The following is a 21,537-nucleotide window of genomic DNA, read 5'->3' on the forward strand; positions in this document are numbered from 1 at the left end:
CGACGACCCCCGCCGGGGGGGGGAGAGCGGGGGTCGTCCCCACGGCCGACTCGGGGGGGGAGGAGCCGGACCGGGTTGGACACGGTCGCGAACGATCCGTGACTTCCATGGTGTACCCGAGAGCCTTCTCGAGCAAACCCACACGCCGCGCCTTACGCCGAATGGTGGGCGCATATGCTCGGGGCGTGGAAAAAGACTACTTGCCACGTACAGCAGCCTTCTTCGACCTGGACAAGACGGTCATTGCCAAGTCGTCCACGTTGACCTTCAGCAGGTCCTTCTACCACAGCGGCCTGATCAACCGCCGCGCCGTGCTGCGGACCGCGTACGCGCAGTTCGTCTTCCTGGCAGGCGGCGCCGACCACGACCAGATGGAGCGCATGCGGCAGTACCTGTCCTCGCTGTGCAAGGGGTGGAACGTCCAGCAGGTGAGGGAGATCGTCGCCGAGACACTGCACGATCTGATCGATCCGATCATCTACGACGAGGCCGCCTCGCTCATCGAGGATCACCACGCCGCCGGCCGCGACGTGGTGATCGTCTCGACGTCGGGCGCCGAAGTGGTCGAGCCCATCGGCCAGTTGCTGGGTGCCGACCGGGTCGTGGCGACGCGGATGGTAGTGGGTGCCGACGGCTGCTTCACGGGCGAGGTGGAGTACTACGCCTACGGCCCGACGAAGGCGGAGGCCGTGCGGGCACTCGCCGCCTCTGAGGGGTACGACCTGCCCCGCTGCTACGCCTACAGCGACTCGGCGACGGACGTCCCGATGCTGGAGTCGGTGGGCCACCCCTTCGCGGTCAATCCGGACCGGGCGCTGCGCCGCGAGGCCGCCGCACGCGAGTGGCCGGTACTCGTCTTCGACCGGCCGGTCCGGCTCAAGCAGAGGCTGCCCGGCTTCTCCATGCCCCCGCGGCCCGCGCTCGTGGCAGCCGTCGCAGTCGGCGCGGCCGTCGCCACCGCGGGTCTGGTCTGGTACACGGCGAACCGCAGAAACGCGACCGCCTGACGCCTCACGCCCGAACCCTTTGCCCCCTTTTGCCGCTAAAGGTAAAGAAGCGGGGCCACGGGTTCCGCCCCGCCGCCGACAGGAGTAGAAAGGAATCAAGGCCCGCGGGACCAAGGACATCCGAGAGGATCACCTCAAACACGCACAGGCCACACGGACCGAGCACGGAAACCGAGCACCCACGCGACGTCGACCCGTCGATTACGGGCCAGCCGCACCAGGTCACGGGCGAAGCACCCGACCTGATGGGCAAACATTCGAGGACGCTTGGTAACCCGGCGACTGTGCCAGCGGCGGCACCCACGGTGCCGCCGCATTTCTGTCCTCGGCGTCCCCGGCGGCCTCCGGCGCCCGTACGACCCCACGCGCCCCGCCGCCGGGCGGCCCGGCGCCCCGACCGTCAGGCGGCCCCGCGCTGCAGCGCCTCGCAGACCGCGGTCGACTCCCTGACGCCGAGTTCGACCGCCTGCCCGCAGTGCGCGATCCAGGCGGTCATGCCGCCCGGCGTGCCGGACAGGTAGCCCTCGAAGGCGGCCGCGTACGCCGCGCGCCCCAGCTCCGCATGGCCCACCTCGGCAGGACAGATCGACTTCGGGTCGAGCCCGGAGTTGATCAGCACGATCCGCTCGGCCGCGCGCGCCACCACGCCGTTGTACGAGCCGAAGGGCCGCAGGGCCAGCAGCTCGCCGTGCACGACCGCGGCCGTCACCAGCGCCGGGGCGTCGCTCCCCGCCAGCACCAGGTCCGTCAGCCCGTCGAGCCGCCCCGCCACCTCGTCGGGACCGGGCAGCGGCGCCTCCGCGACCGGTCCTGGGGCCTCGGCGCCCGGCGCCTCCACGACGGGCTCGCCCGCGAGGCGGGGGCGCCCCACCCGCTCGTCCTCGACGCTCGCCCTGCCGGCGGCGACCAGGTGCAGCCTGGCCAGCACGCGCACCGGCGACTGGCGCCAAACGGAAAGCAGCTGCCCCGCCTCCGCGGTCACCCGCAGCGCAGCGCCCACCGCACGCGCCTCGGCCTCCGCGCCGAAATCGCCGCGCCTGCGCACCTCTTCGAGCCCCCAGTCGGCGCCCGACAGCGCGGCCGAGCCACGCGCGGCGCGCAGGGCGGCCTCCGAGGTGACTTCCGTACTGCGGCGCCGCATCACCCGGTGGCCGTAAACGCGGTCGACGGCCTTGCGCACGGACTCCACCGCTTCGGGCACGCCCGGCAGGGAGGCCAGAGCGGCGAGCGGATCCTCCCGCCGTGTTGGGGCCGAACGGGAAGAGGGGGCCGGTCCCGAGGAGGAGGCGTCAGAGGCGGACGTACTCATAAGGAGGGAGGCTACGCGCCCGTACAGCACCACCCACCCGGGAGTGGGGTTCTTCACGGAACTCGGCGACTCACCGCATCGCGTCGGCTACGGTACGTGAACATGAAGATCGCTTTCGTGGGCAAGGGCGGCAGCGGCAAGACCACGCTGTCCTCGCTCTTCATCCGCGGCCTGGCCGCTGACGGCACGCCCGTCATGGCGGTGGACGCCGACATCAACCAGCATCTCGGCGCCGCGCTCGGCCTGACCGACGAGCAGGCCGCCTCGCTCCCCGCGATGGGCGCGCACCTCCCGCTGATCAAGGAGTACCTGCGCGGCGGCAACGCCCGCATCGCGTCGGCCGAGACGATGATCAAGACGACGCCGCCGGGCGCGGGCTCGCGCCTGCTGCGCGTCGTGGAGGACAACCCCGTGTACGACGCCTGCGCGCGCGAGGTGCGGCTGGACGACGGCACGATCCGGCTGATGGCCACCGGCCCGTTCACCGAGGCCGACCTCGGCGTCGCCTGCTACCACTCCAAGGTGGGCGCGGTCGAACTGTGCCTGAACCACCTCGTGGACGGCCCCGGCGAGTACGTCGTGGTGGACATGACGGCCGGCTCCGACTCCTTCGCCTCCGGGATGTTCACGCGGTTCGACATGACGTTCCTGGTGGCGGAGCCGACCCGCAAGGGCGTCTCCGTGTACCGGCAGTACAAGGAGTACGCCCGGGACTTCGGCGTCGCGTTGCGCGTCGTCGGCAACAAGGTGCAGGACGAGGCGGACCTGGAGTTCCTGCGCGACGAGGTCGGCGACGACCTGCTCGTCACGCTCTCCCACTCCGACTGGGTCCGCGCCATGGAGAAGGGCCGTCCCGCGCCGTTCGCCACGCTCGAACCGGCCAACCGGGAGGCGCTCGGCACCCTCAAGGCCGCCGCGCTGCGGTCGTACGAGCAGCGTGACTGGGCCCGCTACACGCGCCAGATGGTGCACTTCCACCTGAAGAACGCGGAGAGCTGGGGCAACGCCAGGACGGGCGCCGATCTGGCATCCCAGGTCGACCCCGCCTTCGTCCTGGGAGAGACGGCGGCGGTGCCGTAAGCCGCGTCATCCTCGCCCGCGACAGCCCCACGACGGCCCCACGACAGCCCCCGCGTCCGGTCCCGCCTCCCGTCCCGCGTCCGGTCCCGCCTCCCGTCGCGCATCCCGTCCCCCGTCCGCCTGCGCGTCCGGCGCCGCGTCCGCCCCGCGGCGGCGCGCGCCTGAGGCTCCCTCCGGGCCCATCCGTGAGAGGGTGTTGGCCCCTCCCCGCCTCGGCGGCGAGGGGCCGTTCGCGGTCCATGACGGGCCGTCCGCCACGGAACGGCGCGGCGCTCGCACAGAGGTCTAAACCAATTGCCCGTTTGCTCTTGTCACGTGGGCGTCCGGCTGATGAGCTAGCGGGGGAAACGTAGGACGCCCTGGGAATGGGAGATGTCGTGAGCAAAGAGAGCCTGGCCAATCTGCTCAAGGAAGAGCGGCGGTTCGCGCCGCCCGCCGATCTGGCCGCGCACGCCAACGTGAAGGCGGACGCGTACGCCCGGGCCGCGACGGACCGGCTGGGGTTCTGGGCCGACCAGGCGAAACGGCTGACCTGGGCCACCGAGCCGACGGAGACCCTGGACTGGTCGAACCCGCCGTTCGCCAAGTGGTTCGCCGACGGCAAGCTGAACGTGGCGTACAACTGCGTGGACCGCCATGTGGAGGCCGGCAACGGCGACCGGGTCGCCATCCACTTCGAGGGCGAGCCGGGCGACGGCCGGTCCCTGACCTACGCGCAGCTGAAGGACGAGGTCTCCAAGGCCGCGAACGCGCTCCTCGAGCTCGGCGTGCGCACGGGTGACCGGGTCGCGGTCTACATGCCGATGATCCCCGAGGCCGTCGTCGCGATGCTGGCCTGCGCCAGGATCGGCGCCCCCCACTCCGTCGTCTTCGGCGGGTTCTCCGCGGACGCCGTGGCCTCCCGTATCCAGGACGCCGACGCCAAGCTCGTCATCACGGCGGACGGCGGCTACCGGCGCGGCAAGCCGAACGCGCTGAAGCCCGCGATCGACGACGCGGTCGCCAAGTGCCCGCAGGTCGAGCACGTCCTGGTGGTCCGCAGGACCGGTCAGGAGACGGCGTTCGACACGAGCCGCGACGTGTGGTGGCACGACATCGTGGACCGCCAGTCCACCCAGCACACGCCCGAGGCGTTCGACGCCGAGCACCCGCTGTACATCCTGTACACGTCGGGCACGACGGGGAAGCCGAAGGGCATCCTGCACACGTCGGGCGGCTACCTCACGCAGACGGCGTACACGCACGACGCGGTCTTCGACCTGAAGCCGGAGAGCGACGTGTACTGGTGCACCGCCGACGTCGGCTGGGTCACCGGGCACTCGTACATCGTCTACGGGCCGCTCGCCAACGGCGTCACGCAGGTGATGTACGAGGGCACGCCCGACACCCCGCACCAGGGCCGGTTCTGGGAGATCGTGCAGAAGTACGGCGTCACGCTGCTCTACGCGGCGCCGACCGCGATCCGCACGTTCATGAAGTGGGGCGACGACATCCCCGCCCGCTTCGACCTGTCCAGCCTGCGCGTGCTGGGCTCCGTGGGCGAGCCGATCAACCCCGAGGCGTGGATCTGGTACCGGGAGAAGATCGGCGGGGGGAAGACCCCGGTCGTCGACACCTGGTGGCAGACGGAGACGGGCGCGATCATGGTCTCGCCGCTGCCCGGCGTGACCGACACCAAGCCGGGCTCCGCGCAGTGCCCGCTGCCCGGCATCTCGGCCACCGTCGTGGACGACGAGGGCAACGAGGTACCGAACGGGGGCGGCGGCTACCTGGTGCTGACCGAGCCGTGGCCGTCCATGCTGCGCACGGTCTGGGGCGACGACCAGCGCTTCCTCGACACGTACTGGTCGCGCTTCGAGGGCAGGTACTTCGCGGGCGACGGCGCGAAGAAGGACGACGACGGCGACATCTGGCTGCTCGGCCGGGTCGACGACGTCATGCTGATCTCCGGGCACAACATCTCGACGACCGAGGTCGAGTCGGCGCTCGTCTCGCACCCGAAGGTCGCCGAGGCGGCCGTCGTCGGGGCGGCGGACGAGACGACGGGCCAGGCGATCGTCGCGTTCGTGATCCTGCGCGGTACGGCGTCGGTGGACGACGGCCTCGTCGCCGAGTTGCGCGACCACGTGGGCACCACGCTCGGCCCGATCGCCAAGCCGAAGCGGATCCTGCCGGTGGCGGAGCTGCCGAAGACGCGCTCCGGCAAGATCATGCGGCGGCTACTGCGCGACGTGGCGGAGAACCGTCAGCTCGGCGACGTCACCACGCTCACCGACGCCTCCGTCATGGAGCTCATCCAGAGCCAGCTGCCGACGGCCGCCAGCGACGACTGAGCGCACTCGCAGAAGCGGGGGTGCCCGGCACGCGGAGTGCCGGACACCCCCGCTTCCGTACGTACGAAGGGTGATCCGGGGTACCCATGACCAACGCCGCCCCGACCGGCGGCCCGGCAGGGCGGCCCGATCCGCTGGCGCGACCCGCGGGGGCAACGCGCGGGGACGGCGGCGGTCCGGCATGATCGGACCACAGACACGACCCGCACGGACACGTAGTACTCGGACACGAAGTGCACGAAGTACACGAAGTACAAGAGAACGGTTACGGCCGAGGAGAGGGAGTCACCGATGAGCGACCCCGACAAGCAGGTTGCCGATGCGCTGAAGACGGGCACCGCCGTCGAAGCCGTACCCGCCGACCGCAGTCTCGGCCAGCTGGTCGCCGCCGCAACCGCCGAGATGTCGGAGCTGGTGCACGACGAGATCGCGCTCGCGAAGGCGGAGCTGCGGCAGGACGTGAAGAAGGGTGCCATCGGCGGCGCCGCGGGCAGCGTGGCCGGAATCATGGCCCTGTTCTCGCTGCCCATGTTCAGCTTCGCGGCCGCGTACGGCATCCACAACCTCGGCCTCGGCCTCGCCTGGTCGTTCCTGATCGTCGCCGGTGCCTTCGTGGTCATCGCGGCCCTCGCGGGCGGCATCGCGGCGCTCGTCCTGAAGAAGATCAAGCCGCCGAAGAAGTCGATCGCGGCCGCCAAGGACACCGCGTCCGTCCTGCAGAAGGCCAAGCCGCACCCGCGGGAGCTGGCGAGCGGCACATCGGAGTCCAAGTCTGTGGCACGCTCGTCTGCATGACGGCCCCTGAATCAGCCGTACGCGTCGACGGCCCCTGGCTCCACCGCGACGTGGCCGCCAACGGTGCGCGCTTCCACATCGCCGAGCTGGGCGAAGGGCCGCTCGTGCTGCTCCTGCACGGCTTCCCGCAGTTCTGGTGGACGTGGCGCCACCAGATGGTGGCGCTCGCCGACGCCGGGTACCGCGCCGTCGCCATGGACCTGCGGGGCGTGGGCGGCAGCGACCGTACGCCCCGGGGCTACGACCCGGCGAACCTGGCCCTCGACATCACGGGCGTCATACGCTCCCTCGGCGAGCCGGACGCGGCGCTCGTCGGGCACGACCTCGGCGGTTACCTCGCGTGGACGGCGGCGGTGATGCGCCCGAAGCTGGTCAGGCGGCTGGTCGTGAGCTCGATGCCGCACCCGCGGCGCTGGCGCTCCGCCATGCTCTCCGACTTCGCGCAGACGCGCGCCGGCTCGTACGTGTGGGGCTTCCAGCGCCCCTGGATCCCCGAGCGCAGGCTGGTGGCGGACGAAGCCGAGCTGGTCGGCGACCTGATCAGGGACTGGTCGGGGCCCACAAAGCCGGACGACAAGGCGATCGGGACGTACCGGCGTGCGATGCTCGTCCCGTCGACGGCGCACTGCGCGATCGAGCCGTACCGGTGGATGGTGCGGTCGCTCGCCCGTCCTGACGGCATCCAGTTCTACCGGCGCATGAAACGCCCGGTGCGGGTGCCCACGCTGCAGCTGCACGGGTCGGCCGACCCGGCGATGCGTACCCGTTCCACGGCGGGCTCGGTCGAGTACGTGGAGGGCGCGTACCGGTGGCGGCTCTTCGAAGGTCTGGGGCACTTCCCGCACGAGGAGGACCCGCTCGCGTTCTCCACGGAGCTGCTGACCTGGCTCGGTGACCGCACACAGGACCGATGAGACGGCAACGGGACGGCAGTGGGACGGCGTTCGGCCGCCCGGACGGGCGAATTCCGTACGCCTATCGTATGAGCTGCCAAATGCCGGGCGCATAGGCCGATTGGCTCTCACTCAGGCGGTTACGGACCATGGGGCGGGGGCACAGGTCGGGTATGGGCTGGACGCACGATTACGGTGACGCAGCACGCAGCACGCACACATCGGCCGCCACGCCGATCACACACCCGAGGGGTGACGCCGGCCGGGCAGCGGCCGACGCGAGGCTCGGGCTCGGCATCCCCCGCATCATCCGCCGCAGGGCCCGCTGGGTCTCGGCGCGGCTGCGCCACCCGCGCGGCGCCACGGCCGCCTGACGCACCGGCAGGCGTGAGCGGACGCGCAGGCCACAGCGCGGCTACAGCGCGCACCCCTGCGTGCTGACCTGCTGATCGGCCGTCCTGCCCGCCTTGACGTCGGGCTTGATCTCGTTCGCCGTCAGCGCGTAACCGGTGCTGTTGTCGTCGAGCGACCTCGCGAAGATCACGCCGTACACCTTGCCGTCGGGCGTCAGCAGCGGTCCTCCGGAGTTGCCCTGACGCACCGTCGCATACAGCGAGTACACGTCGCGGGTGACGTTGCCCCGGTGGTAGATGTCGGGGCCGCTGGCGTCGATCCGGCCGCGTACACGCGCCGAGCGGACGTCGTACCCACCGTTCTCGGGGAAGCCGGCGACGATCGCGCTGTCGCCGCTGCTCGCGTCCGTGGCGCTGAACTTGAGCGGTGTCGCGTGCAGCCCCGGCACGTCGAGGACGGCGATGTCGCGCTGCCAGTCGTAGAGCACGACCTTCGCGTCGTACAGCCGCCCCTTGCCGCCGATCTGCACGGTCGGATCGCTCACGCCGCCCACGACGTGCGCGTTGGTGATCACCCTGTCCTTGGTGAACGCGAAGCCGGAGCCCTCCAGCACCTTGCCGCAGCCGGACGCCGTGCCGACGACCTTCATGATCGACTTCTGTGCCCTGGCCGCCACAGGGCTGCCCGCGAGCGCCGGGTCCGGGGCCTTCACCCGGGTGATCGGCTCGTTGGCGAACGGGCTGAAGACCTGGGGGAAACCGTTCTGGGACACGACGGAGGAGAAGTCGGTGAACCACGTGGTGGCCTTGTCCGGCATCACGCTCGAGACCCCGAGCAGCACCTTCGAGCCGCGCACCTCCCTACCGATCGTGGGCAGGGACGTCACGGCGAGCGCCGACCCGAGCAGCCACGCGACCAGCAGCATCGCGACGACGTTGACCACCGCGCCGCCCGTCGCGTCCAGGGCGCGCGCGGGCGACCAGGTGATGAACTTGCGCAGCCGGTTGCCGAGGTGAGTGGTGAAGGCCTGGCCGACCGAGGCGCAGACGATGACGATGACGACGGCGATGATGGCCGCGGTCGTCGACACGTTGGCGTCCTGGGTCAGCTGCTTCCACGCCAGGGGCAGCAGGTAGACGGCCACGAGGCCACCGCCGAGGAAGCCCACCACGGACAGAATGCCGACGACGAACCCTTGTCTGTACCCGATGACCGCGAACCACACCGCGGCGACCAGCAGCAGGATGTCGAGCACGTTCACCGTCAGTTGCCTCGCAATGTCGTCCCAGGGGCCTCGCGCGCCGAGCGCGGGGCCCCCGCGGGGTCTCGGCCCGCCCGGTCGGCGCGCGGCGGCCGCATGTGGGTCCTCAGCCTGTCATGCCCGCCAGTCGAGGGGGACCCGCTCGTCGTGGTCCCACGGCCGCTCCCACCCCGCGTGGTGCAGGATGCGGTCGATCACGCCGGCCGTGAACCCCCACACGAGCGCAGAGCCGCAGCGGAACGCGGGCCCGTGGTGGCCCCTGGGGTGGACGGCAACGCAGCGGTTCGCGGGATCCGTGAGATCGGCCACCGGCACCGTGAAGACCCGCGCGGTCTCCGCCGGGTCGACCACGCCGATGGGGCTCGGCGTGTGCCACCAGCCGAGCACGGGCGTCACGACGAAGCCGCTGACCGGGATGTAGAGCCTCGGCAGCACGCCGAAGATCCGCACACCGGACGGGTCGAGACCGGTCTCCTCGCGGGCCTCGCGCAGCGCCGCCCGCAGCGGCCCGGTCGTCGACGGATCGCCGTCCTCCGGGTCGAGGGCGCCGCCCGGGAAGGACGGCTGGCCCGCGTGCGAGCGGAGGCTGCTCGCACGCTCCATCAGCAGCAGCTCGGGGCCGCGCTCGCCCTCGCCGAACAGGATCAGGACGGCGGACTGCCTGCCGCCGCCGTCCTCGGGCGGCAGGAAGCGGCTGAGCTGCTCCGGCCGTACGGTACCGGCGGCGTGCGCGACGGGCTTGAGCCAGCCGGGCAGACCGTCCGCGCTGACGGTCACGTCGACGTCCTCGGCGGCCCGGGATCCGCGGCCCAGCGGATCGGTCTGCGTTTGCGTGTGCGTCATCGGCACCCCCGCGGGTAAACGCGCACCGGGCACGCGATCGTTCCGCGGGGCGTGGAGCGCGCGGTCCTGCGGCGCTCCACGCGTCGGCGCACCGACCCGCCGCGCCCGGTCACGCGCCGCTCTCCGGGTTGCCGAGCGGCGGCGCGGGGCGGCCCGGGTAGCCGGGGGGAGGGTTGAGCCGCTGGCCCGGCTTGCCGCCCATCTCGTACTTGAGCAGTTTTCTGGCCTTCTCAGGATCGGTCTCGCCCTCCCCGTACGCGGGGCACAGCTCGGCGATCGGGCAGGCGCCGCAGGCGGGCTTGCGCGAGTGGCACACGCGACGGCCGTGGAAGACGATCCGGTGCGAGAGCATCGTCCACTCGCTCTTGGGGAAGATCGCGGCGACCTCCGCCTCGACCTTCTCCGGGTCCTCCTGCTCGGTCCACTTCCAGCGGCGGACCAGCCGGCCGAAGTGGGTGTCCACGGTCAGGCCCGGCACCCCGAACGCGTTGCCGAGGACGACGTTGGCGGTCTTGCGGCCGACGCCCGGCAGCGTCACCAGATCCTCGATCCTGGGCGGCACCTCGCCGCCGAAGCGGTCACGTAGCGCCACGGACAGCCCGATCAGGGACTTCGTCTTGGCGCGGAAGAACCCCGTCGGCCTGATGGCCTCCTCCAGCTCCTCGGGCACCGCCGCGGCCATGTCCTCCGGTGTCGGGTACCTGGCGAACAGGGCGGGCGTGGTCTGGTTCACCCTGAGGTCGGTCGTCTGGGCGGACAGGACCGTCGCCACCAGGAGCTCGAACGCGTTCCGGAAGTCGAGCTCCGGGTGGGCGTACGGATACACCTCCGCGAGCTCGCGATTGATCCGCCGGGCCCTGCGGACCATCGCCAGATGCGATTCCGGTTTTGCGGCCTTCTTCTGTTTCTTCGCTTTCGCCGAGGGCTGTTCGCCCACAGCGGAACTGGGTTCCGCGGACACTCTTCAAGCCCCCTTGGCCTGCGCTCTCGCCGGTCTTCCACCGGTCATTCGGACACCCGGCCAGCCTAAAGCCCGGCACTGACATCCGTGCGGATACGGACTCGACGTCACCCGATTCCGTCCCAGCGCACGGCAGAACACCCTTTGTACGTCAAACTTTCCGTACGGAGAGGATGCTGCGCGTACGGCACCAGCAGCACCTACGGCATCATGGGGAGCACGGCTGTCCGCAAGGACCGCCACTGTTTCCCGAGCAGGTCGACAAGGAGAGAACTCGTGGACGACGTTCTGCGGCGCGCCCCGCTCTTCGCGGCGCTCGACGACGACCAGGCCGCCGAGCTCCGCGCCTCGATGAGTGAGACCACGCTCGCGCGTGGCGAAGCGCTCTTCCACGAGGGGGACCCCGGAGACCGCCTGTACGTGGTCACCGAGGGCAAGGTCAAGCTGCACAGGACCTCGCCCGACGGCCGCGAGAACATGCTCGCGGTGCTGGGCCCCGGCGAGCTGATCGGTGAGCTCTCGCTCTTCGACCCCGGACCGCGCACGGCGACGGCAACGGCCCTGACCGAGGTCAAGCTCCTCGGCCTCGGCCACGGCGACCTCGTCCCCTGGCTGAACGTGCGCCCCGAGGTCGCGTCCGCGCTGCTGCGCGCCGTCGCGCGCCGGCTGCGCAAGACGAACGACCAGATGTCCGACCTGGTCTTCTCCGACGTGCCCGGCCGCGTGGCGCGCGCCCTTCTCGACCTGTCGCGCCGCTTCGGCGTGCAGTCGGAGGAGGGCATCCACGTCGTCCACGACCTCACGCAGGAGGAGCTGGCCCAGCTCGTCGGCGCCTCGCGCGAGACGGTCAACAAGGCGCTCGCCGACTTCGCGCAGCGCGGCTGGCTGCGCCTGGAGGCGCGCGCGGTGATCCTGCTTGACGTGGAGCGCCTCGCGAAGCGCTCGCGCTGACGCGCCGGTGACCGTACCCGTGGACGCGCACGCGCACGCGGACGCGGCCGGACCCGTGGACCGGAATGCGGGCGCGGCCGGGCACGCGGACGGGGACGCGGACGGCAAGGGCCTGGACGCCGACGGCCGCATCGCCAGGGAGGGCTCGCTCGACCGCGTGCAGCCGCCGTTCGCACCCGTCGTCGACGACGCACGGCGGCGTGTGCGGGCGGCGTACGGCGCGCGGCTGCACAGCGCGTACCTCTACGGCTCGATCCCGCGTGGCACGGCACGGCCGGGCCGCTCGGACCTCGATCTCCTGATCGCCCTGCACGCGCGTCCCACAGAAACCGACGAGAAGGCCGCACGCGCGCTGGAGAGCGACCTCGACGCCGCTCACGAGGTGATCGACGGCGCCGGCATCCTGCTGTACGGCACCGAGACGCTGCTGTCCGAGGCCGAGCGGTACGACATGGGGTGGTTCGTCGCCTGCCTGTGCACGCCCCTGATCGGCGACGACCTGGCCGCCCGCCTGCCCCGGTACCGCCCGGACCCGCTGCTCGCGCGCGAGACCAACGGCAGCCTCGACCTGCGGCTGCCGCGCTGGCGCCGGCAGAACGCCGCGGCGGCCGGCGACCCCGCCGAGCGGGCACGGCTGAGCCGCGCCTACGCCCGTCACCTCGTCCGTACGGCGTTCACCCTGGTGATGCCGCGCTGGGGCGGCTGGACGAGCGACCTCACACGGTCGGCGGAGATCTTCGCGCGCTACTACCCGGCCCGCGGCGACCAACTGCGCGCCGCGGCCGCCGTCGCCCTCGCGCCGGTCACCGACCCGGCGGTGCTCGCCGAGTACGCGGACGATCTGGGCCCGTGGCTCGCCGCCGAATACGCACGCGTGCACGGCCGCAGGACGCCACGGCCGTAGCGCCCGCTCGCGCGCGGCTGGAGCGCGGCTGGAGTGCGGCTGGAGCGTGGTCGTCAGCGGGTGAGGCCGTGCTCCCGCAGGTACTCGAGTTGCGCGCGCACGGAGAGCTCGGCCGCCGGCCAGAGCGTCCTGTCCACGTTCGCGTACACCTCGGCCACGACCTCCGAGGCCGTCACGAGACCGCTCTCGACGGCCGTCTCGACCTGCGCCAGCCGGTTGGCGCGGTGCGCGAGGTAGTACTCGACGGCCCCCTGGGCGTCCTCGAGCACAGGACCGTGCCCCGGCAGGACCGTGGTGACGCCGTCGTCCACGGTCAGGGACCGCAGCCTGCGCAGCGAGTCCAGGTAGTCGCCGAGTCTCCCGTCCGGGTGGGCGACGACCGTCGTGCCGCGGCCGAGGACCGTGTCCCCGGTGAGCACCGCACGGTCGGCGGGGAGGTGGAAGCACAGGGAGTCGGCGGTGTGGCCCGGGGTCGGCACCACCCGCAGTTCGAGGCCGCCCGTGGTGACGACATCCCCGGCGGCGAGCCCCTCGTCGCCCAGGCGAAGCGCCGGGTCGAGGGCGCGGACGGGGGTACGGGTGAGCTCGGAGAAGCGCGCGGCACCCTCGGCGTGGTCGGGGTGGCGGTGGGTGAGGAGGGTCAGCGCGACCCGCTTGCCCGCCTGCTCGGCCGCGGCGATGACGGCCCTCAGGTGCGCCTCGTCCAAGGGCCCGGGATCGATCACGACGGCCAGGCCGGACGCGGGCTCGGCGACGATCCAGGTGTTGGTGCCGTCCAGCGTCATCGGCGACGGGTTCGGCGCGAGTACGTTGACCGCGCGCGCGGTGGCGGGACCGGAGACGACGGAGGCACGCGGGCGGCCGGGCAGGGCCGCGTCGCCGGGTGACGCGCCGGTCATGCCGGCCCGCCCCCGGCCGTGTCGGGCGCGGTGGCACTGACTCTCTTGGTGAACTCGTCGTGCCCGGGCCAGCTGAGTACGAGCTCCCCCGCCTCCATCCGGGCCGTGGCCAGCACGGGCGCAAGGTCGCGTCCTCCGGCGGCGGCGAGGGCCTCGGCGGCCGAGCCGTAGGGGAGCAGCGCGCGCAGCGTCGAGACCGTCGGCGGCATCATCAGCAGCTCGCCCCTGTCGTACGCGGCCGTCGCCTCCTCGGGCCTGATCCACACGGTGTGGTCGGCCTCCGTCGACGCGTTCCTCGTGCGCTGCCCCTCGGGGAGCGCGGCGACGAAGAACCACGTGTCGTACCTGCGCGGCTCGAACTCCGGCGTGATCCATCGCGCCCACGCGCCCAGGAGGTCGCTGCGCAGCGTCAGCCGGCGCTTGCCGAGGAACTCCGCGAACGAGAGCTCGTGGCCCGCGAGGGCGGCGCGGTCGGCCTCCCAGTCGTCGCCCGTAGTGTCGCCGACGACCGTGTCGCCCGTCTCCCCCGCGAGCAGGACGCCCGCCTCCTCGTACGTCTCGCGCACGGCCGCGCAGACGATGGCCTGGGCCTCGTCGGGCCCGACGCCGAGCCTGCGCGCCCAGGTCTCGCGGTCGGGCCCGGCCCAGCGCACGAGCCTGTCGTCGTCGCGGGGGTCGACGCCGCCGCCCGGGTAGACGTACGCGCCCGCCGCGAACGCCATGGACGCACGCCGCCGCAGCATGTGGACGTCCGGGCCCGGCGACCCGTCCCGCAGCAGCACGACCGTGGCGGCGCGGCGGGGCGCGGCCACGTCGAGTTCGCCGGCGGCGAGCGCCCTGATCCGCTCCGGCCACTCCGGCGGATACCACTGACCTGTAGGCATGGGGCGGATGCTATGCGCTGGGAAGCAAATGTTCGACAGGCGGCCCCGGCCGTACGCGTGCGGGACGCGGGCGCGCGACGCGGACGCGCCTGCGGCGAGGCGAAGACCGTCGCCGTCGCCGTCCGGGGGCGGAAGCCGCACGAGGCGCCGCGGACCGGGCGCCGGACGGCATGCCGCCCCGGCGGCCGCGGCCGGATCGATACGGGTCCCACGGGCCGGAGCGACCGGCGCCCGTCACGGCGCGACCCGGTCAGGCGGCCGGGCGTCGTGCGGCGAAGCGGCGTCCCCGGCCCGGCTGCGCCGGGGCCGGCGGGGCGGCCGGGGTGAGCGAGGGCGTCAGCCCTCCGCCAGCTCCACCTGGATCTCGACCTCCACCGGCGCGTCGAGCGGCAGTACGGCGACGCCCACCGCGCTGCGCGCGTGCACGCCCTTGTCGCCCAGGACCTCGCCGAGCAGCTCGCTCGCGCCGTTGATCACACCGGACTGCCCGGTGAAGTCCGCGGCGGACGCCACGTACCCGACGACCTTCACCACGCGCGCGACGCGGTCCAGGTCGCCGGTGACGGACTTCACGGCGGCCAGGGCGTTCAGCGCGCAGGTGGCGGCCAGCTCCTTGGCCTCCTCGGCGGTGACCTCCGCACCCACCTTGCCGGTGAGCGGAAGCTTGCCGTCCACCATCGGCAGCTGGCCCGCGGTGAAGACGTACGCCCCGCTGCGCACGGCGGGCTGGTAGGCGGCGATCGGCGGCACGACCTCGGGCAGGGTCAGCCCGCGCGCGGCGATCGCGGCCTCCACCGTGCCGCTCACGCGTCCTTCTCCCGCTTCAGGTAGGCCACGAGCTGCTCGGAGTTGTTCGGACCCGGCACGACCTGGACAAGCTCCCAGCCGTCCTCGCCCCAGTTGTCCAGGATCTGCTTGGTCGCGTGCACGAGAAGCGGCACGGTCGCGTATTCCCACTTGGTCATGGAGGCGACTGTAGCGGCACCCCGATGACCGACCCTGATGACCGACCCCGAGAAACCCTGGGGGCGGCCTGGTGCGTACGGCGCGACCCGACTGGTTAGGCTCGAATACGTGAGCAGGCTCCAGGTCGTCAGCGGCAAGGGCGGTACCGGTAAGACGACGGTGGCCGCCGCTCTCGCGCTGTCCCTCGCCACCGAGGGCAAGCGCACGCTCCTCGTCGAGGTCGAGGGCAGGCAGGGCATCGCGCAGCTCTTCGAGACCGAGCCGCTGCCGTACGAGGAGCGGAAGATCGCGGTGGCGTCCGGCGGCGGCGACGTGTACGCGCTGGCCATCGACGCCGAGCGCGCCCTCCTCGACTACCTGCAGATGTTCTACAAGCTCGGCAGCGCGGGCCGCGCCCTCAAGAAGCTCGGCGCGATCGACTTCGCGACGACCATAGCGCCCGGCGTGCGTGACGTGCTGCTGACGGGCAAGGCGTGCGAGGCCGTGCGGCGCCGTGACCGCGCCGGCAGGTTCGTGTACGACCACGTGGTGATGGACGCGCCGCCGACGGGCCGCATCACGCGCTTCCTCAACGTGAACTACGAGGTGGCCGGGTTGGCGAAGATCGGCCCCATACACAATCAGGCGCAGGCGGTGATGCGCGTCCTCAGGTCGCGCGAGACGGCGGTGCACCTGGTGACGCAGCTGGAGGAGATGCCCGTCCAGGAGACGGCGGACGGCATCGCGGAGCTGCGGGCGGCCGAGCTCCCCGTGGGCAACGTGATCGTCAACATGGTCCGGCCGCATGTGCTGGACGAGGCGGCCGTGCGGGCCGCGTCCGGCGACCGCCGCAAGGAGATCACCAAGGTGCTCACGTCGGCGGGGCTCGCCGCTCCCTCGAAGCTCGTGGGCCCGCTGCTCGGCCAGGCAGCGGAGCACGCGCAGCGCGTGGAGCTCGAGCGCGAGCAGCGCGCCGTGCTGGAGAGGATCGGCGTGCCCACGTACGAGCTGCCCCTGCTCGGTGAGGGGATGGATCTCGCGGGGTTGTACGGGCTGGCCAGAGAGCTTCGACAGCTCGGAAGGGCTTTCGCATGAGCAGGGCCGAGGACCCCGCGGGCGCGGGGGCCGATGAGGTGGAAGGGCCCGACGAGGCCGAAGAGGCGTCCGGGACCGGCGGATACGGGGCCGGCGAATACGGGGCCGACGGGTTCGACGACCCCGCGGCCGTCGACGACACGGGCGAAGCCTGGGAGGCGGCGGACGAGGCGCTCGCCTCGGGCGCGCTCGCGCCTGCCGCGCCCGCGCTCGACGTGGACGAGCTGCTCGACGATCCGGCCACGCGCATCATCGTCTGCTGCGGCTCGGGCGGCGTCGGCAAGACGACGACCGCCGCCGCTCTCGGCGTGCGGGCGGCGGAGCGGGGCCGCAAGGTGGTCGTCCTGACCATCGACCCCGCGCGGCGCCTCGCGCAGTCCATGGGGATCGACTCGCTGGACAACACCCCGCGCCAGGTCAAGGGCGTCGAGGGCCCGGGTGAGCTGCACGCGATGATGCTGGACATGAAGCGGACGTTCGACGAGATCGTCGAGGCGCACGCGGACAAGGCGCGGGCGCGCGCGATCCTGGAGAACCCCTTCTACCAGTCCCTGTCGGCCGGCTTCGCCGGGACGCAGGAGTACATGGCGATGGAGAAGCTGGGGCAGCTGCGGGCACGCGACGAGTGGGACCTGATCGTCGTGGACACGCCGCCGTCCCGTTCCGCGCTGGACTTCCTGGATGCGCCGGGGCGCCTCGGGTCCTTCCTGGACGGGAAGTTCATCCGCCTGCTGATGGCTCCGGCGAAGGTCGGCGGGCGTGCGGGGATGAAGTTCCTCAACGTCGGCATGTCGATGATGACGGGCACGCTCGGCAAGCTGCTGGGCGGGCAGTTCCTGAGCGACGTGCAGACGTTCGTCGCGGCCATGGACACGATGTTCGGCGGTTTCCGCACGCGCGCGGACGCCACGTACCGGCTCCTCCAGGCTCCCGGCACGGCATTCCTCGTGGTCGCGGCGCCGGAGCGGGACGCGCTGCGTGAAGCCGCCTACTTCGTACGGAGGTTGGCGGCCGAGCGGATGCCGCTCGCCGGCCTCGTACTGAACCGTGTGCATGACAGCGGTGCTCGGGGGCTGTCCGCGGACCGCGCGGGGGCGGCCGCGGAAAATCTTGAAGAGGCCGGCATTGTGGATCAGGCGGGCGGGCATGGTGTCCGTGGCGCCACTCCCCGTAGCGCGGCCGCCAGGCCCTCCGGGAACCCCGAATCCCCGGAGACCGACCCATCCGGTTCGCCCGATACGACCAATACTTCCGATCTGCCGCCATCCGGTTCTGTCACAAGTGTGGAACAGCTGACGGCCGGTCTGCTGCGTCTGCACGCCGAGCGCATGCAGGTGATCGCGCGCGAGCAGCGCACCCGGGACCGCTTCACCGTGCTGCACCCCGAGGTGGCCGTCGTCGTCGTGCCCGCCCTGCCCGGCGATGTGCACGATCTGGCGGGGCTGAGGTCCGTGGGCGACCGCCTGGCAACGGGCGACGCCCCCGCGTGACGACCGGGCAGGGCCTGCCGCCGGGCCGGGCGCAATCGGCGCGGGCATCCGGCAGGCCTCTTTCCTGACGTGCCGCACCCCGGCCGTGCCCCGCGTGCGTGCCGGGGTCCGATGGGTTTCGCAGAGGCGCGCGGGGATCCCGGCGAGATGTCCGGGACGTGTGCGGCGTGGAGCGACCACGGCGCGCCGGGTGGGGCGCGTCCTCGGCAAACGGCCGAAGCCGTCCGCGATCGGCCGACGCCGGCGGCAGCCGCCCAAGGCGTTACGCGGCCGTCTCGAAGCCGCGCACGGCGCGCGTCCAGCCGTCCCTGTCAGTCGGCGCGGTCGGCGAACCTCCCGGTCAGCCGACCGCCGCGTACGTCTCGAAGCTCGTGTCGTCGCCCTCTAGCCCCGTGGGCAGCAAGCCCGCGTCGCGCTCGTACTCCGTGCGCGCGGTCTCCAGCAGGCGACGCCACGACGTGACGGTCGGACGCCGCCGCAGCAGCGCGCGGCGCTCCCGCTCCGTCATTCCGCCCCACACGCCGAATTCCACGCGGTGGTCGAGCGCGTCGGCCAGGCATTCCGTACGCACCGGGCACCCGGTGCACACCGCCTTGGCCCTGTTCTGCGCTGCACCTTGAACGAACAGTTCATCCGGATCGGTAGTGCGACAGGCTGCCTGCGCACTCCAGTCGGTTACCCAGCCCATGCCGGCGCCGTCCTCTCCCGAATCGAGGCTCCCCCACGGCGGCAAGCGGCATATTCACCGCTGCCAGTTGAGGACGTTACGGGCGGCGGGCACAGCGCAACACCCCCTGCGTGCCCAATCTTGAATGGTCCGAACGGACTATGCGTACGCGAAAGATCACCCAGGGGAGTGAACGCGCGACCAGCCGAACAGTCCCGTGGGCAACGGGAGTTCGCCCTCGTCACAGGGGCATCCGTCCCCGCGCGGGAGAGATCCGCGGCCGCCCTCCCGGCGTTCGGGGCGCCGGAAGCGCGAGCGGAGAAACCCACCCGCGCGACCACCCATAAGTTCACACGAAAGTGTGACCTTCAGATCGCGGACCGTAGGTGCCCTGCCCGAGTGGGTACGTGCGACCTGGGGCGTGCGGAATCGTGACAGTCGAGTGCAGCTTAGGCCAGAGCCTCGGCCCCTGTCCGGCGAACGAGAACGTAGGCTGCACTCATGCCAAACAAGCGCTCGGGCGGAGGTCTGTCCAAGACCCAGCAGGCCGCCAAGTTCCTGGGAGTCAGCGTGCTCGCCGGCGCGGTGCTCGCCGGCATCGCGCTGCCTGCCTTCGGGTCACTCGGTCTCGCGGCCAAGGGGACGGTGAAGGGGTTCGACGAACTCCCCGCCAATCTGAAGACCCCGCCGCTGAGCCAGCGCACCACCATCCTCGACGCGAACGGCGACAAGATCGCCGACGTCTACTCGCGCGACCGCACGGTGGTACCGCTCAAGGACATCTCCCCGTACATGCAGAAGGCCCTCGTCGCCATCGAGGACTCGCGCTTCTACGAGCACGGGGCGATCGACCTCAAGGGCGTGGCGCGCGCGCTGAACAAGAACGCGCAGTCCGGCGGCGTGGCCCAGGGCGCTTCCACGCTGACCCAGCAGTACGTGAAGAACGTCTTCATCGAGGAGGCGGGCAACGACCCCACCAAGGTCGCGCAGGCAACGCAGCAGACCATCGGCCGCAAGATCCAGGAGCTGAAGTACGCGATCCAGCTCGAGAAGGAACTCGGCAAGAAGAAGATCCTGGAGAACTACCTCAACATCACGTTCTTCGGTGAGCAGGCGTACGGCGTCGAGGCAGCCTCCGAGCGGTACTTCTCGAAGCACGCCAAGGACCTGACCCTGGACGAGGCGGCGCTGCTGGCCGGCCTCGTCCAGTCACCCACCAAGTACGACCCGATCAACGACGCGCCGACCGCCAAGAAGCGGCGCGACACCGTGCTGATGCGGATGGCCCAGGTCGGCGACATCTCGCAGTCCGAAGCGGCCGCGGCCGAGGCCAAGCCGATCAAGCTGCACGTGAAGCGGCCGAAGAGCGGCTGCACCACGGCGGTCAAGGGCGCGGGCTTCTTCTGCGACTACGTGCGCGACGAGCTCCTCAACGACCCGGCGTTCGGCAAGACGGCCAAGAAGCGCGCCGCGCGCTGGAACACCGGCGGCCTGACGATCAAGACGACGCTCGACCCGAAGGCGCAGGAATCGGTCGAGGCGTCCGTCAAGAAGCACGTCTACCAGTCGGACTCGGTCGCCACGGCCGTGACGCTCGTCCAGCCGGGCACCGGCAAGATCCTCGCGATGGGCCAGTCGCGCCCGTACGGCGTCGGGAAGAACGAGACGCAGCTGAACCTCAGCGTGAACCACAACATGGGTGGCGGCACCGGGTTCCAGTCCGGTTCGACGTTCAAGCCGATCACGGCGGCGGCCGCGATCGACAGCGGCACGGACCCGAATCTGGTGGAGCCGGCGCCGTACAAGATGAACTACCCGTCGCCGGTGCAGACCTGCAAGGGCACGTGGCAGAACAGCGCCACGTCCCCCGCGACGGTCGAGAACGAGTCGAAGTCCGAGGTCGGCCCGATGAACATGAAGGAGGCGATGGCCAAGTCGGTCAACACCTACTTCGTGCAGCTCATCAGCAAGCTCGGCGTCTGCCCTGTGACGCAGATGGCGACGAAGATGGGCGTGCACCGCGCCGACGGCAAGAAGCTCGACCAGGTGCCGTCGATCACGCTCGGCACGCAGCTGGTCTCGCCGCTGACGATGGCCAACGCGTACGCGACCTTCGCCAACAAGGGCGTCTACTGCTCCCCCGTCGCGATCGAGTCGATCACCACGACGACCGGCAAGTCGCTCCCCGTGCCGAAGTCGCAGTGCCGGCAGGCGATGTCGGAGAAGACCGCGACGGTCATAAACTCGCTGCTCAAGGGCGTGGTCGAGGACGGTACCGGTACGCTGGCCGGCCTGAAGGACCGCGACAACGCGGGTAAGACGGGTACGACGGACTCGCTCTACGCGGCCTGGTTCGTCGGCTACACCGCGGACATGGCCGGCGCGGTCTGGGTCGGCGGCCCGTCGCACAACGTCTCGATGCGCAACATCACCATCGGCGGCCAGTACCACACGCAGGTCCAGGGCGCGGACACACCGGGCCCGATCTGGCGGGACGCGATGAGCGGGGCGCTGGCGGGCACGACGTCGCCGTCGCTGCCGACGATCAAGCTTCCCGACATGAAGAAGGACAAGAACAAGGACACGCACAAGAACGACACGAAGCCCGGCAACACCGACCAGAACACGGGTGACCAGAACGGCGGCAACCACGGCAACGGCGGCGGGGGGAACGACAACGGCAACCCGTTCGGTGGCTTCTTCCCCGGCGGGGGCGGCGGACGGCACGGCCACTGACCGCTAGGCCACTGACCGCTAGGCCGCCGCGAGGCAGGCACGCAGAGGGGGCGCCCGTCCCGGCATGACGCCGGGGCAGGCGCCCCCTCTCCGTACGGTTCAGCGGGCCACTCCCCGGCGACGGGCCGGC

At 71.6% G+C, this 21,537-nt stretch carries 20 protein-coding genes; 11 read left to right on the forward strand and 9 right to left on the reverse strand.

What is annotated here, in order from left to right; genetic code table 11:
- The first annotated feature begins 161 nt into the window (after positions 1-161).
- Entirely contained in the window at positions 162-1,007 is an 846-nt protein-coding gene (locus IH48_RS0102540; protein WP_030898474.1) for an HAD-IB family hydrolase, read from the forward strand.
- A 400-nt stretch (positions 1,008-1,407) separates the two neighbouring features.
- Here the strand turns inward: IH48_RS0102540 and IH48_RS0102545 are convergent, their stop codons facing one another.
- Positions 1,408-2,316: an oxidoreductase gene (locus IH48_RS0102545; protein WP_234434095.1), complete on the reverse strand. Its 909-nt coding sequence runs from the start codon at positions 2,314-2,316 to the stop codon at positions 1,408-1,410.
- Positions 2,317-2,418: 102 nt separating this feature from the next.
- On the opposite strand from IH48_RS0102545, the gene IH48_RS0102550 reads away from it, so the two are divergent.
- From IH48_RS0102550 to IH48_RS36785, 5 genes are all read left to right on the forward strand, one after another.
- Positions 2,419-3,396, forward strand: coding sequence for an ATP-binding protein (locus tag IH48_RS0102550; protein ID WP_030898479.1), 978 nt, complete (start codon positions 2,419-2,421; stop codon positions 3,394-3,396).
- Positions 3,397-3,773: 377 nt separating this feature from the next.
- Positions 3,774-5,729: an acetate--CoA ligase gene (gene acs / locus IH48_RS0102555; RefSeq protein WP_030898482.1), complete on the forward strand. Its 1,956-nt coding sequence runs from the start codon at positions 3,774-3,776 to the stop codon at positions 5,727-5,729.
- Positions 5,730-6,020: 291 nt separating this feature from the next.
- Complete coding sequence (locus tag IH48_RS0102560) at positions 6,021-6,524, forward strand: phage holin family protein (protein WP_030898483.1); 504 nt, start codon at positions 6,021-6,023, stop codon at positions 6,522-6,524.
- On the forward strand, positions 6,521-7,438 hold the full coding sequence (locus IH48_RS0102565; protein WP_030898486.1) for an alpha/beta fold hydrolase: 918 nt from the start codon (positions 6,521-6,523) through the stop codon (positions 7,436-7,438). The genes IH48_RS0102560 and IH48_RS0102565 overlap by 4 nt, the downstream gene beginning before the upstream one ends.
- Positions 7,439-7,590: 152 nt before the next feature.
- Positions 7,591-7,791, forward strand: a complete 201-nt coding sequence (locus IH48_RS36785) for a hypothetical protein (protein WP_030898488.1) — start codon at positions 7,591-7,593, stop codon at positions 7,789-7,791.
- 41 nt (positions 7,792-7,832) lie between these two features.
- Here IH48_RS36785 and IH48_RS0102575 read toward each other — a convergent pair whose 3' ends face one another.
- The 3 genes from IH48_RS0102575 to nth all read right to left on the reverse strand — a co-directional run bounded on the left by IH48_RS0102575 (position 7,833) and on the right by nth (position 10,836).
- Positions 7,833-9,032, reverse strand: coding sequence for a MarP family serine protease (locus tag IH48_RS0102575; protein WP_030898490.1), 1,200 nt, complete (start codon positions 9,030-9,032; stop codon positions 7,833-7,835).
- Positions 9,033-9,146: 114 nt separating this feature from the next.
- Complete coding sequence (locus IH48_RS0102580) at positions 9,147-9,875, reverse strand: NUDIX hydrolase (protein ID WP_030898493.1); 729 nt, start codon at positions 9,873-9,875, stop codon at positions 9,147-9,149.
- 109 nt (positions 9,876-9,984) lie between these two features.
- On the reverse strand, positions 9,985-10,836 hold the full coding sequence (gene nth / locus IH48_RS0102585; RefSeq protein WP_051838990.1) for an endonuclease III: 852 nt from the start codon (positions 10,834-10,836) through the stop codon (positions 9,985-9,987).
- A gap of 276 nt (positions 10,837-11,112) precedes the next feature.
- Between nth and IH48_RS0102590 the strand changes: the two genes are divergently transcribed.
- Entirely contained in the window at positions 11,113-11,787 is a 675-nt protein-coding gene (locus IH48_RS0102590) for a Crp/Fnr family transcriptional regulator (protein WP_030898497.1), read from the forward strand.
- A 55-nt stretch (positions 11,788-11,842) separates the two neighbouring features.
- On the forward strand, positions 11,843-12,691 hold the full coding sequence (locus IH48_RS0102595) for a nucleotidyltransferase domain-containing protein (RefSeq protein ID WP_051839110.1): 849 nt from the start codon (positions 11,843-11,845) through the stop codon (positions 12,689-12,691).
- A gap of 53 nt (positions 12,692-12,744) precedes the next feature.
- Here the strand turns inward: IH48_RS0102595 and IH48_RS0102600 are convergent, their stop codons facing one another.
- The 4 genes from IH48_RS0102600 to IH48_RS35630 all read right to left on the reverse strand — a co-directional run bounded on the left by IH48_RS0102600 (position 12,745) and on the right by IH48_RS35630 (position 15,439).
- Positions 12,745-13,590: an MBL fold metallo-hydrolase gene (locus IH48_RS0102600; RefSeq protein ID WP_030898502.1), complete on the reverse strand. Its 846-nt coding sequence runs from the start codon at positions 13,588-13,590 to the stop codon at positions 12,745-12,747.
- Positions 13,587-14,474: an NUDIX hydrolase gene (locus IH48_RS0102605; RefSeq protein WP_030898504.1), complete on the reverse strand. Its 888-nt coding sequence runs from the start codon at positions 14,472-14,474 to the stop codon at positions 13,587-13,589. Before IH48_RS0102605 ends, IH48_RS0102600 begins: the two co-directional genes overlap by 4 nt.
- A 336-nt stretch (positions 14,475-14,810) precedes the next feature.
- Positions 14,811-15,281, reverse strand: coding sequence for a RidA family protein (locus IH48_RS0102610; protein WP_030898508.1), 471 nt, complete (start codon positions 15,279-15,281; stop codon positions 14,811-14,813).
- Positions 15,278-15,439 carry a DUF4177 domain-containing protein gene (locus IH48_RS35630; protein WP_107059203.1) on the reverse strand — a complete coding sequence of 54 codons (162 nt, stop codon included), beginning with the start codon at positions 15,437-15,439 and terminating at the stop codon, positions 15,278-15,280. Before IH48_RS35630 ends, IH48_RS0102610 begins: the two co-directional genes overlap by 4 nt.
- Positions 15,440-15,548: 109 nt before the next feature.
- On the opposite strand from IH48_RS35630, the gene IH48_RS0102620 reads away from it, so the two are divergent.
- Both IH48_RS0102620 and IH48_RS0102625 read left to right on the forward strand, forming a co-directional pair.
- Positions 15,549-16,514 (forward strand): ArsA family ATPase, encoded by a 966-nt coding sequence (locus IH48_RS0102620; protein ID WP_030898511.1) that lies wholly within the window; start codon positions 15,549-15,551, stop codon positions 16,512-16,514.
- Positions 16,511-18,004 carry an ArsA family ATPase gene (locus tag IH48_RS0102625; RefSeq protein WP_234434096.1) on the forward strand — a complete coding sequence of 498 codons (1,494 nt, stop codon included), beginning with the start codon at positions 16,511-16,513 and terminating at the stop codon, positions 18,002-18,004. The genes IH48_RS0102620 and IH48_RS0102625 overlap by 4 nt, the downstream gene beginning before the upstream one ends.
- A 340-nt stretch (positions 18,005-18,344) precedes the next feature.
- On the opposite strand, the gene IH48_RS0102630 is transcribed toward IH48_RS0102625, so the two are convergent.
- Positions 18,345-18,692: a WhiB family transcriptional regulator gene (locus IH48_RS0102630; protein WP_030898517.1), complete on the reverse strand. Its 348-nt coding sequence runs from the start codon at positions 18,690-18,692 to the stop codon at positions 18,345-18,347.
- 480 nt (positions 18,693-19,172) lie between these two features.
- On the opposite strand from IH48_RS0102630, the gene IH48_RS0102635 reads away from it, so the two are divergent.
- A complete protein-coding gene (locus tag IH48_RS0102635; protein WP_030898520.1) occupies positions 19,173-21,407 on the forward strand; it encodes a transglycosylase domain-containing protein in 2,235 nt (744 codons plus the stop codon).
- The last annotated feature ends 130 nt before the right edge of the window (positions 21,408-21,537 follow it).

The sequence above is a fragment of the Streptomyces sp. NRRL F-5126 genome (genome assembly GCF_000721265.1).
Lineage (GTDB): Bacteria > Actinomycetota > Actinomycetes > Streptomycetales > Streptomycetaceae > Streptomyces.